The 14,776-nt window shown below is 71.6% G+C and carries 15 protein-coding genes; 2 read left to right on the top strand and 13 right to left on the bottom strand.

Annotated elements, in window-relative coordinates; genetic code table 11:
• Positions 1 to 106 precede the first annotated feature (106 nt).
• The 10 genes from OG413_RS35250 to OG413_RS35210 all read right to left on the bottom strand — a co-directional run bounded on the left by OG413_RS35250 (position 107) and on the right by OG413_RS35210 (position 9,781).
• Positions 107 to 1,450: a sulfate adenylyltransferase subunit 1 gene (locus tag OG413_RS35250; RefSeq protein WP_266813291.1), complete on the bottom strand. Its 1,344-nt coding sequence runs from the start codon at positions 1,448 to 1,450 to the stop codon at positions 107 to 109.
• A 9-nt stretch (positions 1,451 to 1,459) separates the two neighbouring features.
• Complete coding sequence (cysD, locus tag OG413_RS35245; protein ID WP_266812647.1) at positions 1,460 to 2,395, bottom strand: sulfate adenylyltransferase subunit CysD; 936 nt, start codon at positions 2,393 to 2,395, stop codon at positions 1,460 to 1,462.
• Positions 2,392 to 2,961 (bottom strand): adenylyl-sulfate kinase, encoded by a 570-nt coding sequence (cysC, locus tag OG413_RS35240; protein ID WP_073719161.1) that lies wholly within the window; start codon positions 2,959 to 2,961, stop codon positions 2,392 to 2,394. Before cysC ends, cysD begins: the two co-directional genes overlap by 4 nt.
• Positions 2,961 to 3,677 carry a phosphoadenylyl-sulfate reductase gene (locus OG413_RS35235; protein ID WP_266812646.1) on the bottom strand — a complete coding sequence of 239 codons (717 nt, stop codon included), beginning with the start codon at positions 3,675 to 3,677 and terminating at the stop codon, positions 2,961 to 2,963. Before OG413_RS35235 ends, cysC begins: the two co-directional genes overlap by 1 nt.
• Positions 3,674 to 3,853 (bottom strand): hypothetical protein, encoded by a 180-nt coding sequence (locus tag OG413_RS35230; RefSeq protein WP_073719163.1) that lies wholly within the window; start codon positions 3,851 to 3,853, stop codon positions 3,674 to 3,676. The genes OG413_RS35235 and OG413_RS35230 overlap by 4 nt, the downstream gene beginning before the upstream one ends.
• On the bottom strand, positions 3,850 to 5,547 hold the full coding sequence (locus OG413_RS35225; protein ID WP_266812644.1) for a nitrite/sulfite reductase: 1,698 nt from the start codon (positions 5,545 to 5,547) through the stop codon (positions 3,850 to 3,852). The genes OG413_RS35230 and OG413_RS35225 overlap by 4 nt, the downstream gene beginning before the upstream one ends.
• Before the next feature lie 115 nt (positions 5,548 to 5,662).
• Positions 5,663 to 5,746: a putative leader peptide gene (locus OG413_RS46995; protein ID WP_323137987.1), complete on the bottom strand. Its 84-nt coding sequence runs from the start codon at positions 5,744 to 5,746 to the stop codon at positions 5,663 to 5,665.
• A gap of 100 nt (positions 5,747 to 5,846) precedes the next feature.
• The gene (locus tag OG413_RS35220) at positions 5,847 to 6,443 is read right to left on the bottom strand and encodes a GNAT family N-acetyltransferase (protein WP_266812642.1); all 597 of its coding nucleotides are present in this window, start codon (positions 6,441 to 6,443) and stop codon (positions 5,847 to 5,849) included.
• A gap of 144 nt (positions 6,444 to 6,587) precedes the next feature.
• Entirely contained in the window at positions 6,588 to 7,886 is a 1,299-nt protein-coding gene (locus OG413_RS35215; protein ID WP_266812640.1) for a GAF domain-containing protein, read from the bottom strand.
• Between the two features lie 257 nt (positions 7,887 to 8,143).
• On the bottom strand, positions 8,144 to 9,781 hold the full coding sequence (locus OG413_RS35210) for an acyl-CoA dehydrogenase family protein (RefSeq protein ID WP_266812638.1): 1,638 nt from the start codon (positions 9,779 to 9,781) through the stop codon (positions 8,144 to 8,146).
• Between the two features lie 104 nt (positions 9,782 to 9,885).
• Here OG413_RS35210 and OG413_RS35205 point away from each other — a divergent pair, with 104 nt between their 5' ends.
• The gene (locus OG413_RS35205; RefSeq protein WP_266812636.1) at positions 9,886 to 11,037 is read left to right on the top strand and encodes a YihY/virulence factor BrkB family protein; all 1,152 of its coding nucleotides are present in this window, start codon (positions 9,886 to 9,888) and stop codon (positions 11,035 to 11,037) included.
• 37 nt (positions 11,038 to 11,074) lie between these two features.
• Complete coding sequence (locus OG413_RS35200; protein ID WP_266813289.1) at positions 11,075 to 11,833, top strand: DUF6597 domain-containing transcriptional factor; 759 nt, start codon at positions 11,075 to 11,077, stop codon at positions 11,831 to 11,833.
• Here OG413_RS35200 and OG413_RS35195 read toward each other — a convergent pair.
• The 3 genes from OG413_RS35195 to OG413_RS35185 form a co-directional block, all read right to left on the bottom strand.
• Entirely contained in the window at positions 11,773 to 12,216 is a 444-nt protein-coding gene (locus OG413_RS35195; RefSeq protein ID WP_266812635.1) for a VOC family protein, read from the bottom strand. The genes OG413_RS35200 and OG413_RS35195 overlap by 61 nt on opposite strands.
• Before the next feature lie 117 nt (positions 12,217 to 12,333).
• Positions 12,334 to 13,869, bottom strand: coding sequence for a 3-hydroxyacyl-CoA dehydrogenase (locus OG413_RS35190; protein ID WP_266812634.1), 1,536 nt, complete (start codon positions 13,867 to 13,869; stop codon positions 12,334 to 12,336).
• Positions 13,870 to 13,885: 16 nt separating this feature from the next.
• Positions 13,886 to 14,752: a CoA-transferase subunit beta gene (locus OG413_RS35185; RefSeq protein WP_266812632.1), complete on the bottom strand. Its 867-nt coding sequence runs from the start codon at positions 14,750 to 14,752 to the stop codon at positions 13,886 to 13,888.
• Positions 14,753 to 14,776 lie beyond the last annotated feature (24 nt).

Raw genomic sequence — 14,776 nt, 5'->3', positions numbered from 1 at the left:
GTACGTCATCACGCACATCGCCCGACCCCTCCCTGGCCGCTGCCGAGGGCGCCGCTGCCGACGCGGCCGCCCTCCTTCGCGAAGGTCGAGAAGACGTCGATACCCATCAGAAGTCCCATTCCGCTTCGTCGTTCGCGGGGCCCTCGCCGGCGGCGGGCTCCGCGACCGCGGCGAACGAGGCGCCCGCCATGCCGGCCGAGAGCGTGGTGCCGTCCGCCGGGTCGATCAGGAGGAACGAGCCGGTGCGCCGGGAGTCCGCGTACGCGTCGAGCGCGAGCGGCTCGGCGGTGCGCACGACGACGCGGCCGATGTCGTTGGCGACCAGCCGGCCCGGGGCCGGGTGCTGGGAGAGGTCGTCCAGGGTCAGCCGGGACGGGATGTCCTGGACGATCGCCTTCACCGTGCGGGTGGTGTGCTTGAGCAGCACCCGCTGGCCCACCGAGAGCGGCTGGTCGGCCACATGGCAGACGGTCGCCTCGACGTCCCTCGTGACCGTCGGCGCGTCGTCGGCCGGCGCGAGCAGATCACCGCGCGAGACGTCGATGTCGTCGGCCAGCCGGATGGTCACCGACTGGGGCGCCCACGCGATGTCGACGCTCTCGCCGAGCGCGTCGATCCCGGCGATCGTCGACGTACGCCCGGAGGGCAGTACGGTGACGCTCTCGCCGACCCGGAACGCACCGGCGGCGATCTGGCCCGCGTAGCCCCGGTAGTCGGGGTGCTCCGCCGTCTGCGGCCGGATGACGTACTGCACCGGGAAGCGGGCGTGGCACGCGGTGAGGTCGTGGCTGACCGGCACGGTCTCCAGGTGCTCCAGCACGGTCGGGCCGCCGTACCAGTCCATGTTGGCCGACGGCTCCACCACGTTGTCCCCGGCCAGGGCGGAGATCGGGATCGCGGTGATCTCCGGGACGCCGAGCGAGGCGGCGTACGCGGTGAACTCCTCGGCGATCGCGGCGAACACCGGCTCCGCGTACTCGACCAGGTCCATCTTGTTGACGGCGAGCACCACATGCGGGACGCGCAGCAGCGCGGCGACGGCGGCGTGCCTGCGGGTCTGCTCGACGACACCGTTGCGCGCGTCGACCAGGACGACGGCCAGCTCGGCGGTCGAGGCGCCCGTCACCATGTTGCGGGTGTACTGCACATGGCCCGGGGTGTCGGCGAGGATGAAGCGGCGCCGGGTGGTGGCGAAGTAGCGGTAGGCGACATCGATGGTGATGCCCTGCTCGCGCTCGGCCCGCAGCCCATCGGTCAGCAGCGCCAGGTCCGGCGTCTCCTGACCCCGGTTGCGCGACGCGTGCGCGACGGCCTCCAGCTGGTCGGTGAGGACCGACTTGGAGTCGTGCAGAAGACGCCCCACGAGGGTGGACTTGCCGTCGTCGACGGACCCTGCGGTGGCGAACCGCAGCAGGGTGGTGGCCGACAACTGCTCGGTGGTGGTGCTGATGCCGGTCATTTAGAAGTACCCCTCGCGCTTACGGTCTTCCATCGCGGCCTCGGACATCTTGTCGTCGGCGCGGGTCGCGCCCCGTTCGGTGAGCCGGGACGCGGCGATCTCGGTGATCACCGAGTCCAGCGTGGTGGCGTCGGAGTCGACGGCACCGGTGCAGGACATGTCACCGACCGTGCGGTAGCGCACCAGGCGGGTCTCGGTCCGCTCGTGCTCCTTCGGACCGCCCCATCCGCCCGCCGTCAGCCACATGCCGTCGCGGTTGAAGACCTCGCGCTCATGGGCGAAATAGATCTCCGGGAGCTCGATGGACTCGCGCTCGATGTACTGCCAGACGTCCAGCTCGGTCCAGTTGGAGATCGGGAAGACCCGGACGTGCTCACCCGCGGCGTGCCGGCCGTTGTAGAGCTGCCACAGCTCGGGGCGCTGGCGGCGCGGGTCCCACTGGGAGAACTCGTCGCGCAGCGAGAAGACCCGCTCCTTGGCGCGCGCCTTCTCCTCGTCGCGGCGGCCGCCGCCGAACACGGCGTCGAAGCGGTGCTGCTGGATCGCCTCGGTCAGCGGCACGGTCTGGAGCGGGTTGCGGGTGCCGTCGGGGCGCTCGCGGAGCTTCCCGGCGTCGATGTACTCCTGTACGGAGGCCACGTGCAGCCGCAGTCCGTACTTCTCGACGGTGCGGTCGCGGTACTCAAGGACCTCGGGGAAGTTGTGCCCGGTGTCCACGTGCAGCAGCGTGAACGGCACCGGCGCGGGCGCGAACGCCTTCAGCGCCAGGTGCAGCATCAGGATCGAGTCCTTGCCGCCGGAGAACAGGATCACCGGCCGCTCGAACTCTCCCGCCACCTCACGGAAGATGTGCACCGCCTCGGACTCCAGGGAGTCCAGGTGGCTCAGCGCGTACGGATTGACGGTGCCTTCCGGCACGGTGGCGACGGTGCTCACGCCAGTCCCCTCTCGGTGAGCAGCGCGCGGAGCGCCGCTGCGGACTCCTGCACGGTCTGCTGGTGCGATTCGATCCGCAGATCCGGCGACTCGGGTGCCTCGTAGGGGTCGTCCACCCCGGTGAGCCCACTGATCTCGCCCGCCGCCTGCTTGGCGTACAGCCCCTTCACATCACGTACGGAGCACACCTCGACGGGAGTGGCGACATGTACCTCCAGGTACGTGGTGCCCTCGCTCCCGTGCCGCTTGCGGACCGCTTCCCGGCTGTCCGCGAAGGGCGCGATGACCGGGACCAGCACCTTCACGCCGTTGGCCGCCAGCAGCTCGGCGACGAAGCCGATCCGCTGGACGTTGGTGTGCCGGTCCTCGCGGGAGAAGCCGAGCCCCGCGGAGAGGAACTCCCGGATCTCGTCGCCGTCGAGCACCTCGACCCGGTGGCCCTCGCTCCTGAGCCGGCCCGCCAGTTCGTACGCGATGGTGGTCTTGCCCGCGCTCGGCAGACCGGTCAGCCAGATGGTGGCTCCCGTCTCCGTCACGCTCATCGAAGTCTCCTGATCAGTCGTCATCAGCCGTGCAGCCCGCACTCGGTCTTGCCCCGCCCGGCCCAGCGGCCGGCCCGCGCGTCCTCGCCCTCCAGCACCCGGCGGGTGCAGGGCGCGCAGCCCACGGAGGCGTATCCGTCCATCAGCAGCGGGTTGGTGAGCACACCGTGTTCCGCCACGTACGCGTCCACGTCGTCCTGGGTCCAGCGCGCGATCGGCGAGACCTTGACCTTGCGGCGCTTCTCGTCCCAGCCGACGACCGGGGTGTTCGCCCGGGTGGGGGACTCGTCGCGGCGCAGCCCGGTCGCCCAGGCGGTGTACGACGTGAGGCCGTCCTCAAGAGGCTTGACCTTGCGCAGGGCGCAGCACAGGTCGGGGTCGCGGTCGTGCAGCTTCGGCCCGTGTTCCGCGTCCTGCTCGGCCACGCTCCGCCGCGGGGTCAGCGTGATGACGTTGACGTCCATCACCGCCTCCACCGCGTCCCGGGTGCCGATGGTCTCCGGGAAGTGGTAACCGGTGTCGAGGAACACCACGTCCACGCCGGGCAGTACCCGGGAGGCGAGGTGCGCGACGACGGCGTCCTCCATGGAGGAGGTGACGCAAAAACGCGGGCCGAAGGTGTCGGTGGCCCACTTCAGGATGTCGGACGCCGAGGCGTCCTCCAGCTCGCGGCCGGCCCGTTCGGCCAGCTCCCTCAGCTCCTGGTCGGTGAGTTCGCCGGTCAGCAGAGTGCCCGTCATATCCCGTCCCCTTCCCCGTCGTTGCGCTGAAGCCCGCGGGTCAGCAGACCCAGGAACTTGAGCTGGAACGCGCGATTGCAGGAAGCACATTCCCAGGCGCCGTGCCCGGTCTCGTGCGGGCGCAGATCCTCGTCGCCGCAGTACGGGCAGTAGAACGGCGCGGCTCGCTCGCTCATGACAGCGACTCCGCACTGGCCCGTGCCGCCCAGGTCGCGAAGCGCTCGCCGTCCTCGCGCTCCTCCTGGAAACGGCCGAGCACCCGCTCGACGTAGTCGGGCAGTTCGGCCGAAGTGACCTTCAGGCCGCGGACCTTGCGGCCGAACCCGGCCTCCAGTCCGAGCGCGCCGCCGAGGTGCACCTGGTAGCCCTCCACCTGGTTGCCCGTGCTGTCGAGCATCAACTGGCCCTTGAGGCCGATGTCCGCGGTCTGGATGCGGGCGCAGGCGTTGGGGCAGCCGTTGATGTTGATGGTGAGCGGCTCCTCGAACTCCGGCAGGCGGCGCTCCAGTTCGTCGATGAGCGAGGCGCCGCGCGCCTTCGTCTCTACGATCGCCAGCTTGCAGAACTCGATCCCGGTGCAGGCCATCGTGCCGCGCCGGAACGGGGAGGGCTTCACCTGGAAGTCCAGTGCCTCCAGACCGGCGGTCAGCGACTCGATGTGCTCCTGCTCCACATCGAGGATGATCATCTTCTGCTCGACGGTGGTCCGCAGCCGGTCCGAGCCGTGGGCCGCGGCCAGATCGGCGATCTTGGCCAGTGTGGAGCCGTCCACCCGGCCGACCCTGGGGGCGAAACCGACGTAGAACCGGCCGTCCCGCTGCTGGTGGACACCGATGTGGTCGCGCCAGCGGGAGCTGGGCTGTTCGGGCGCGGGGCCGTCGATCAGCGGGCGCTTGAGGTACTCGTCCTCCAGCACCTGACGGAACTTGGCGGGCCCCCAGTCGGCCATCAGGAACTTCAGCCGGGCCCGGGTGCGCAGCCGCCGGTAGCCGTAGTCGCGGAAGATCCCGATGACACCGGCCCAGACATCGGGCACCTCGTCCAGCGGCACCCAGGCGCCGAGGCGCTCGGCGAACCGCGGGTTGGTGGAGAGACCGCCGCCGACCCAGACGTCGAAGCCGGGGCCGTGCTCCGGGTGGTCGACGCCGACGAACGCGATGTCGTTGATCTCGTGCACCACGTCCTGCACCGGCGAACCGGAGATCGCGGTCTTGAACTTGCGGGGCAGGTTGGAGAATTCCTTGCTGCCGATGTAGCGCTCGTGGATCTCGTCGACCGCGGGCGTGCCGTCGATGATCTCGTCGGCGGCGATGCCCGCCACCGGGGAGCCGATGATCACGCGGGGGCAGTCGCCGCACGCCTCGGTGGTGGAGAGCCCGACGGCCTCCAGCTTCTGCCAGATCGCCGGGACGTCCTCGATGCGGATCCAGTGCAGCTGGATGTTCTGCCGGTCGGTGATGTCGGCGGTGCCGCGTGCGTAGTCCTGCGAGATCTCGCCGATGGCGCGCAGCTGCGCGGTGGTGAGCCGGCCGCCGTCGATGCGGACGCGCATCATGAAGTAGCGGTCGTCCAGCTCCTCCGGCTCCAGGATGGCGGTCTTGCCGCCGTCGATGCCGGGCTTGCGCTGGGTGTAGAGCCCCCACCAGCGCATACGTCCACGAAGGTCGTTCGGGTCGATCGAGTCGAAGCCGCGCTTGGAGTAGATCGTCTCAATACGTGTCCGTACGTTGAGACTGTCGTCGTCCTTCTTGAACTGCTCGTTCCCGTTGAGCGGGGTGTGGTGACCCATCGCCCACTGGCCTTCGCCACGGTGGCGTCCGGCCTTGCGGCGGGGCGTGGCGGGCGCAGGCTGTTCAGGGGTGGCGGCCATGACAATACGTCCTTCGGGACTGCAGGAGGGCGGCTCTGAACGGCACACTCGCGCTGAGGCGCGGCGGTGCGCGGGGGGTTGCAGAGGTAAGGGAATCGCGGCGGTGCTGGGACTCTCAGCCCGCCGGACAGATGGCGCTGGACATGCGGCAGAGGTCGACGTGACGTCGACTCACCAAGGCAATCCCAGATCCAGACATGGCGGAAGCGTGTCACGCGCATCTCGGGCCAGTCCACCACTATCCGTCATGTGGACGAGATGGTCCCGACAGGTGAGACGCTGTGTCGCGCGTCACGCTTTCAGGAAGCGTGCGCCCCCGGCCATGGGCCCGGCGACGCCACCTCCGGCTCCTGCTCGGTCTTCGTGTCGAACAGCCGGAAGCCGCGCCGCAGATAGTTGTCCATCGCGTGCGGACCGTCCTTGGAACAGGTGTGCAGCCACACCCGCTTCGTCGCAGTCCGCTCCGGCCAGCGCTCGGCCAGGTCCCAGGCGCGGGCCACCCCGTACGAGAGCAGATGGCCACCGATGCGACGGCCCCGGAACGCCGGGATCAGCCCGAAGTACATGATCTCGACCACGCCGTCGTCCTGCGGGTCCAGCTCGATGTAACCGGCCGGGGTCCCGTTCTCGTACGCCACCCAGGTCTCGGCCCCGGGACGGTCCAGGGCCTCCTGCCACTGCGCGTACGTCATCCCGAGCCGGTCGGTCCACTGGATGTCACCGCCGACCGCGGTGTAGAGGAACCGGCTGAACTCGGGCAGCGGCACCGCCGCCCGTACGATCCGCAGATCACCCCCCGGTGCGACGGCGGGCCGCAGGTCGTCGGGCGAGGTCTGTTCCAGCGACCAGACGGTCACTTCGTTGGTGAGGGCATCGGGGTGCGTGGCGTTGCTCATGGCCGCCAGAAAACCACGAAGGGCGGTTCCGGCCCAAAGCGGGCCCACGACCCGGACGCCGGGCCCGCGACTCGGACGCCGGCCCCGCGACTCGGACGCCGGCCCCGCGCCCGGACCGGCCCCGCGCCCGGAACCGCCCCGCGCTCAGACCGCCTGGACCGGCTCGGCCGACTGCCGCGCCGCGACCACCAGCGGAGCCTTCGAGCGCGGCAGCAGATCGCCCGGATGCTCCGGGTGGATCACCTCCACCTCGACGTCCTCACCGAAGCGGTACGGGCGGTGTGCCAGCACCTCCGCCAGATGGCGCCGCATCCGGGAGATCTCGGCCCGCACCGTCACCGTCCGGGTCGGGTCGCCGAAGACGTCCAGCGCCAGCTCCGAAGCGGTGCGCCCCTCCCGGTGCAGCGCCAGCGCGTACAGCAGTTCCGCGTGCCGCGGCGACAGCCGCTGCGTCCAGGTGCCGACGGGGCTGACCACATGGATCGTGAGCCCCCGCGGCCGGCTCAGATCGAGCACCACCCGGCGCGGCGGCCCGTCCGATGACCCGTCCGCCACCTGCACCAGCCAGCCACCGGGCAGCGGCTCCACCCGGCACATGCCCAGCGACGGCAGCCACACCCGCCCCGGCCGCAACGACTTCGGCATCGGCAGCCGGTCCACCGGCGGCATCCCGGTGACCGCCGCCAGCCGGCCATGGGTGTCCACCACCAGCGCCCGGCCGCCCAGCCGGCACAGAATCGGCGCCGCCACCGCGCGCAGCCGTTCTATCGCCACCAGATGCCGCGTGCGGATCTCGCCCTCGGCGAGCCTGGCCACCGAGCCGACCAGAGCGAGCGTCGTCGGATGGAACGTGGACGCCGGGCCGCTGATGTCGACGATCCCCACGATCCGGCCGTCCCGCGGATCACGGACCGGGGCCGCCGCGCAGGTCCACGAGTGCAGAGCGCGGATGAAGTGCTCGGCCGAGTGGACCTGGATGGGAGCGCGGGCGGCGAGTGCCGTACCGATCGCGTTCGTCCCGGTCGACGCCTCCGCCCAGGCGGCGCCCTCCTCCAGACAGATGTCGTGGGCCCGGCGCATCACCGCGATGTGGCCCTGGCGCCACAGCACCCGGCCCTCGGCATCGGTGACGACCATGATCTGCTGCGCCTCGGCGATCGAGCCCAGCCCCTCGCGCAGCACCGGCAGCACCGCGCCGAGCACCGTCCCCCGGCGCCGGTGCTCGATCTCGTCCGCGTCCAGCAACTCGCTCTCCGGCGACTGCCCCGGGTCTATCCCGCTGCGCACCACCCGGTCCCACGAGGCGTCGATCTCCGCACGCGGCGCGGCCGCGGAACGGTCGCCCGCCAGCCGGGCCTCCCGCGCGGTGTGCAGCAGCCGGGCGGCCCGCCGGGCGTCCCGGGAGGTCAGCCGCGCCACCTCGACAGGCTCTGTGTCCCTCATGGGTGTCTCCCCAAATAAGGCCGAAGCCGAGGCCCAGGGGACCCCATTCCGACGCCGCCGGGGTCCGCGTACTTCGCACTCCACACAATGGTTGCAACCCTTTGCAACTCTGGTGATGTGCCGCAGACCCGTACGAGAGTGACAGGACACCGTGGGACGGGGCCTGTTTCCCCGTTGTCCGGTGTTGCACAAGCATGGAGGGTGGTGCCGTGTCGGCGCAGCGCCACCCTCCGTAGCTTTTCCCGGGAGCCTCGGGGTTACGGGGCGACGGGGCGGGCCCGCGCCACCACCGAGGCCAGATCCAGACTGTGCGGCAGCGTCCCGAAGGCCGTACCCCAGTCCCCGCCCAGCCGTGAGGCGCAGAACGCGTCGGAGACCTCCGGCGGCGCCCAGCGCACCAGCAGCGAACCCTGGAGCACCAGCGCGATCCGTTCGACGATCCGCCGGGCCCGCGCCTCCACCGCCTCCAGATCGGCCAGCTCGGTCAGCAGGTCCTTGATCGCCGCGTCCAGCCGGTGGTCGGCGCCGCGCGCCCTGCCGACCTCCTGGAGGAACGCGTTGAGGGCCTGTGGCTCGCGCTGGAGCGCCCGCAGGACGTCGAGGGCCTGCACATTGCCCGAACCCTCCCAGATCGAGTTGAGCGGAGCCTCGCGCAACAGCCGCGGCATGCCCGACTCCTCCACGTACCCATTGCCGCCCAGGCACTCCAGGGCCTCGCCGACCACCGCCGTGCAGCGCTTGGTCACCCAGTACTTGGCGGCGGGCACCGCGAGCCGCAGGAAGGCCCGCTCCTCCTCGGTGTCCGCGTCGTAGGCGGCGGCCAGCCGTACCGCGAGGACCGTCGCCGCCTCCGACTCCAGGGTCAGGTCGGCCAGGACGTTGCGCATCAGCGGCTTCTCGATCAGCAGGCCGCCGAACGCGCTGCGGTACGCGGTGTGGTGGATCGCCTGCGCCACCGCCTGCCGCATCAGCGCGGCCGAACCGACCACGCAGTCCAGCCGGGTGGCCGCCACCATCTCGATGATGGTGCGCACCCCGCGGCCCTCCTCGCCGACCCGGCGCGCCCACGTCCCGTCGAACTCGACCTCGGCGGACGCATTGGACTTATTGCCCAGTTTGTCCTTGAGGCGCTGGATACCGAACACATTTCGGGTTCCGTCCGGCAGGACGCGCGGTACGAGGAAGCAGGTCAGCCCGCCCGGTGCCTGCGCCAGCACCAGGAAACCGTCCGCCATCGGCGCGGAACAGAACCACTTGTGGCCGGTGAGCAGATACTCGCCCTCACCCGCCAACGGCTCGGCCCGCGTGGTGTTGGACCGCACGTCCGTGCCGCCCTGCTTCTCCGTCATGCCCATCCCGAAGAGCACCCCGGCCTTCTGCGCGGCGGGCCGCAGCCCCTGCTCGTACACATGCGAGGTCAGCCGCGGCTCCCACTCGGCGGCCAGCACCGGATCGGTCCGCAGCGCGGGCACCGCCGCGTGCGTCATCGACAGCGGGCAGCCGTGGCCCGCCTCGGCCTGCGTCCAGACCAGGAACCCGGCCGCGCGCCGGACATGACCGGCCGGCCGCCCCCAGGCGTCGGTGAGGCCGCCCGCGACCGCGTGGCCCAGGAGCCGGTGCCAGGACGGATGGAACTCCACTTCGTCGATACGGTGCCCGTAACGGTCATGGGTACGCAGCTTCGGCGGATTCTCGTTCGCCAGCGCACCCCATTCCTGGGCCTGTGCGGAGCCGGCGGCCCGGCCGAGCGCTTCCAGTTCCTCCCGTGCCTCGGGAAGGACTTCGGGCGCGACATGCCGCTCAACGGCCTCGGTGAGGGCGCGGTCGGCGGCGAAGACGTCATAGCCGACCAGCGGCGGAACCTGATTGGTCACTGTGTGGGTGGTGGCTGCCATGCCGATACGGTAAGGAGGTGCAGGCAGCAAATGAAACACCCGAGCGGCCACCGGGCCGACTCCACCGGGCCCGAGTCCTCTACCGCAACGTATCCAAGCGGCAGATGGCGTGGCACTTGCTCAAGGACACCGTCAACTCGTGCATCGAGTACCGCATCCTCGGACTCGCGGCCGAGGCGGCGTTCTTCACCCTGCTTTCCTTGCCGCCGCTGCTCCTCGGACTGATCGGACTGCTCGGTTACGTCGACGAGTGGACGACCACCACCACGGTCGCCTCCATCGAGCGCAACATCCTCAGCGCCGCCCAGACCGTCCTGTCCGAGCGGGGAGTCAACGACTTCGCCAAACCCCTCCTGGACGACGTCACGACGGGCGCCCGCCCCGACGTCATCTCCATCGGCTTCGCCATCGCCCTGTGGTCCGGCTCCCGGGCGGTGAACGTCTTCATCGACACCATCACCGTCATGTACGGACTCGACGGCGAGCGCGGCATCGTCAAGACCCGGCTGCTCGCCTTCCTGCTGTACGTCGTCGCGCTGCTGCTCGGCGCGGTGGTGCTGCCGCTGCTGGTGGTCGGCCCCGACCGGGTGGTGGAGTTCGTCCCCTGGGGCACCGAGGTCATCGCCGTCCTGTACTGGCCGCTCGTCATCCTGCTGACGATCGCCTTCCTCACGACGCTCTACCACGTGTCCGTACCCGTGCGCTCGCCGTGGATCGAGGACGTACCCGGAGCGCTCGTGGCGCTCGGCATGTGGGTGGTCGGCAGCTTCCTCCTGCGGATCTACCTGACCAGCACGGTCGAAGGGCCCACGATCTACGGCTCGTTGGCCGCACCCATCGCCGTCCTGCTGTGGATAGGCATCTCGGCGTTCGCGGTACTGGTGGGTGCCGCGGTCAACGCCGCCATCGACCGGGTGTGGCCCTCGCTCGCGACCGCCGCCGCCCGCGAGGCCAACGAGCTGGTCCGGGCCGCGCAGGCCGCCGAGTTCGTGGCCCGTACCCGCTCCACCTTCTGGGACGACCAGGGGGACGACGACGATGACGACGACGCGTACATGCCGTCGGAGTTCCCGGAGCGCTGGTCACGCTTCCTGCCGCCTGACGACGTGAAGTCCCGGCTGCACGCCACCTGGGAGAAGGAGCCCAAGGGAGCGAAGGACCCCAAGGACCCCAAGGACCCCAAGGACGCGGAGGCCCCGAAGGACCCCGGCGACCCCGGCGACACCGGGGAGAATCATGGGCCCCGCACCCTGTGAGGATGCGCTCCCGGCGCGACGCGTCAGCGTCGTGACCATGGGCTACGGGTACGAGGAGTGGGCGTCGCAATTCGACGGCGCGGTCGTCTGGACCTGGGACGGGCCCGCCGGACCCGCCCGCCCGGTCCTCCCGGACGGCTGCATGGACCTGATCTGGACGCCCGGACGGCTGCGCGTCGCGGGACCCGACACCCACGCGTTCGAGGTGACCGCGGCGGAACGCGGACGGTGCGCGGCGATCCGCTTCGCCCCCGGCACGGCACCCGCGCTGCTCGGCGTACCGGCCGACGAACTGCGCGACCGCCGCGTCGCCCTCGACGATCTCTGGCCCGGCGCCGAGGTCCGCAGACTCACCGAGCACATCGACCAGGACCCCGACCCCGCGGCGGCGCTGGAACGCCTCGCCCTGCGCCGGGCCGCCGACACCGGACCGCCCGACCCGCTGACGGTGTCCGTCGCCGCACAGCTGGGGCGGGGGCGATCCGTCGCCGCCACCGCGCGGTCGGTCGGGCTGGGCGCCCGCCAGCTGCACCGCCGTTCCCTCGCGGCGTTCGGCTACGGGCCCAAGACGCTGGCCCGGGTGCTGCGGCTCCAGCGGGCGCTGGCCCTCGTACGGGCGGGAACGCCGTACGCCGAGGCCGCGCACACCGCGGGCTGCACCGACCAGGCACACCTCGCGAGGGAGGTGCGGAACCTGGCAGGTACGACGCTCGGCGGCTATCTCGCCCGTACCGGCTACGAGGCGTCCGCGAACAGCGACACCCCGCAGCCGTCCGGGTCCAGCACGACCGCGTAGCGCTGCCCCCAGACGGCGTCCCAGGGCTTCAGATGCCCCTGGTGTCCGGCGCCGGTCAGATCGGCGTACACCGCGTCCACCTCCTCGGGGCTGTCGCACAGGAACGCGAGACCGAGGCGCTCCCCGCCCGCCGGCCGCTGCCGGTCCGGGTCGAACGAGCGGATGACGTCCTCGGTGTCCCACAGCAGGCGCTGCCCGCCGGGCAGGGTCACCTCGACATGGGGTGCGGAATCCGCCTCGGCCGGGATGTCGAGCCCGAGCCGGCGGTAGAAGGCGAGCGATGCGGCCAGGTCCGCGGTGATGATGCCGATCGCGTCGAGTCGTGGAGTCATGCTCCGACCGTAGGCGCGACGGCTCGCGGGGGTCTTGTACGAAACGGTCATGGCGCCCTTCGAGGTCGGCGCGCCGCGCCGCCCTACCGGGGGACCGCCCCTTCTCCGGGGCGGCCCGACGCTCACCGGACCGCGGGCCGCCCCGGAGAGGGGGCGGTCCCGCTCCGGTCAGTCGAGGCAGGCGTCGGGCGAGGTGCCCGGGTCCGTCAACGCCAGCCCCAGCCGGGCGCGTTCCGTGACCCACCGGGTCGGCCGATGGCGTGGGTCGCCGGTCGTGGCGTACAGCGACCGGGACAGCTCCAGCATCCGCCCGGCGCCGGTCCGCTCGCCCCAGGCCAACGGCCCTACGGGATAGCCGAGCCCCGTCGTCACGGCCAGATCGATATCGGCCGGGGAGGCGAGCCCGCGCTCCGCGATCGACGCGGCGACGGACACGACCGAGGCCAGCAGCCGCTGGGCGACGGATCCTGCGGTGTCCCGCACGACCGAGACGGCGTACGGCTCCGCGCCGTCGGCGGCCCGTGCCAGCACCGCGCGGGCGTCCCGCGCGGCGGCCGGATCGGACGCGGCGGTCACCGCGAGCACCCGGCGGCGGCCCACCGGAGGCAGCGGGTCCACGCCGAAGGTACGGGCGGCGGGCAGCGCGTGCGCGGCCACCGCCCCCGCGACCGTCGTCCCCCAGACCGGCACCAGCACCACGGCGCCCGCCGACGTTTCCGGGCCCGCCTCGACGACCGCGCCCGCAGCCGTCAGCGCCGCCCGCAGCGCCGTGGCCCACTCGCACGCGCCGACGATGTGCACCGGCCGGCCGGCGTCACCCGTGACCGGCGCCTCGGGGGCCGGGGCGGGCGCCCCGGGCCCGTACGCGAACCAGCCCTGTCCCGTCTTGCGGCCGTGCAGCCCGGCGGCCACCCGGTTCGGCGTGAGGTACGAGGGGCGCAGCCGGTCCTCGTAGCGGAAGCCCTGCCAGATCGAGTCGATCACCGCGGCCGTCACATCGAGGCCGGTGAGGTCCATCAGCTCGAACGGGCCCATCCGCAGGCCCAGTACGTCACGGGCGATCCGGTCGATACCGGCCGGGTCGCAGACCGACTCCTCCAGCAGCGCGAGCGCCTCGGTCACCAGGCCGCGCCCGGCGTGGTTGACCAGGAAGCCCGGGGTGTCCGCCACGGTGACCGCCCGGTGCCCGCAGCTCTCGACCAGCGCGGTGAGCGCGGGCGGGATCTCCGGGCGGGTGGCGGCACCAGGCACCACCTCCACGATCCTCATCAGCGGGACCGGATTGAAGAAGTGCAGCCCGGCGAGGCGCGAGGGGTCCTGGAGCGTCGCGGCGATCCGGGTGACCGACAGCGACGAGGTGTTGGTCGCGAAGACCGCGGATGCGGGCAGCGCGCGCTCCAGCTTGCCGAACACCTCGGCCTTGGTCGGCAGATCCTCCCGTACCGCCTCGATGACCAGCTCGACGTCCTCCCCGGCCGCCCAGGGGTCATCCAGCGGGACGAGGCGCGCCACGGCGGCGGCACGGTCCTCCGCGGACATCCGGCCCTTGGCCACGGCCCGCTCCAGCATCGACGTGACGAAGCCCAGGGCGTCCGTCACCGCCTGCGCCCGGACATCGCTCAGTTCGACGGTGTGTCCGGCACTCGCCGCCCACTGGGCGATGCCGCGTCCCATGGCTCCGGCGCCGACAATCCTGATACGCATGGCAGTTGAGGCCCTTTCAGCGGAGGTAGACACGGTCGGGGTCGACATCGTCGCGCAGGAGCCGGAGCTCCGCGGCCGTGGGGGACGGCACCGTCGTGACCGTATCGGCCACCTTGAGGTCCCAGCCGGTCGCTGCCCGGACCTGTTCGACGGTGACGTCCGGGTGGACGGCGACCAGCCGCAGCTCGTCGCCGATGCCCGCACGGGCCAGGATGCCCAGTTCGGTGATGACCCGGGTGACGCCGATGCCGAGCGGCCGGATGCCCTCGGCGAGCGCCCGGTCGGGCCCCGGAGTGGTGCAGAAGTCGAGGGTGTCGGTGAAGGAGCGCGGGCTGTGGCGGCGCATCACCACGAAGACCTCGCGGGAGCTGGCCATCACCTCGACGCCGCCGCCGGAGCCGGGCAGCCGCACCGAGGGGCTGTCCCAGTCCCCGATCACGGAGGTGTTGAGATTGCCCCACCGGTCGATCTGGGCGGCGCCCAGGAACCCGACGTCGATATGGCCGCCCTGGAGGACGCAGCCGAACAGGGCGGGCATCGACAGGACCGCCTCGGCCCCCGTGATCAGGACCGCGTCGGCGATGGTCTCCGGCAGATGGGAGGGGTGCGCGCCGCAGACCCCGGACTCGTACACGACCTCGATCTCCGGCGCGACGGTCAGATGCGCCAGCTCGGTCGCGAGCGTCGGCAGACCGATCCCGGCGAACACGGTGCGCCGTGCGACCAGTTCGCGGGAGGCGACGACGGCGAGCAGTTCGGAGGAGGTGACGGGGCGCGTGCCGTTCGTGGGTGTCGTGGTGCAGGTGCTGCCAGCTGTGCCTGTGGTGCCCGTGGTGCCTTCCGTGCCTGTGGTGCTCGTGGTGCTCGTGGTGCTCGTGCTCATGATCGGCTCCTTCTCGTGTGCCGC

This window comes from Streptomyces sp. NBC_01433, from assembly GCF_026340105.1.
Classification (GTDB): Bacteria; Actinomycetota; Actinomycetes; order Streptomycetales; family Streptomycetaceae; genus Streptomyces.
The sequence above is the reverse complement of the archived record's forward strand: the minus strand, read 5'-3'. Positions and strand labels throughout refer to the sequence as shown.

Excerpts from the sequence above, each read along its gene's own strand:
- cysC (WP_073719161.1), bottom strand. The coding sequence starts at position 2,961 with ATGACGACTGATCAGGAGACTTCGATGAGCGTGACGGAGACGGGAGCC.
- OG413_RS35235 (WP_266812646.1), bottom strand. The coding sequence starts at position 3,677 with ATGACGGGCACTCTGCTGACCGGCGAACTCACCGACCAGGAGCTGAGG.
- OG413_RS35230 (WP_073719163.1), bottom strand. The coding sequence starts at position 3,853 with ATGAGCGAGCGAGCCGCGCCGTTCTACTGCCCGTACTGCGGCGACGAG.
- OG413_RS35225 (WP_266812644.1), bottom strand. The coding sequence starts at position 5,547 with ATGGCCGCCACCCCTGAACAGCCTGCGCCCGCCACGCCCCGCCGCAAG.
- OG413_RS46995 (WP_323137987.1), bottom strand. The coding sequence starts at position 5,746 with ATGTCTGGATCTGGGATTGCCTTGGTGAGTCGACGTCACGTCGACCTC.
- OG413_RS35220 (WP_266812642.1), bottom strand. The coding sequence starts at position 6,443 with ATGAGCAACGCCACGCACCCCGATGCCCTCACCAACGAAGTGACCGTC.
- OG413_RS35215 (WP_266812640.1), bottom strand. The coding sequence starts at position 7,886 with ATGAGGGACACAGAGCCTGTCGAGGTGGCGCGGCTGACCTCCCGGGAC.
- OG413_RS35210 (WP_266812638.1), bottom strand. The coding sequence starts at position 9,781 with ATGGCAGCCACCACCCACACAGTGACCAATCAGGTTCCGCCGCTGGTC.
- OG413_RS35205 (WP_266812636.1), top strand. The coding sequence starts at position 9,886 with ATGGCGTGGCACTTGCTCAAGGACACCGTCAACTCGTGCATCGAGTAC.
- OG413_RS35200 (WP_266813289.1), top strand. The coding sequence starts at position 11,075 with ATGGGCTACGGGTACGAGGAGTGGGCGTCGCAATTCGACGGCGCGGTC.
- OG413_RS35195 (WP_266812635.1), bottom strand. The coding sequence starts at position 12,216 with ATGACCGTTTCGTACAAGACCCCCGCGAGCCGTCGCGCCTACGGTCGG.
- OG413_RS35190 (WP_266812634.1), bottom strand. The coding sequence starts at position 13,869 with ATGCGTATCAGGATTGTCGGCGCCGGAGCCATGGGACGCGGCATCGCC.
- OG413_RS35185 (WP_266812632.1), bottom strand. The coding sequence starts at position 14,752 with ATGAGCACGAGCACCACGAGCACCACGAGCACCACAGGCACGGAAGGC.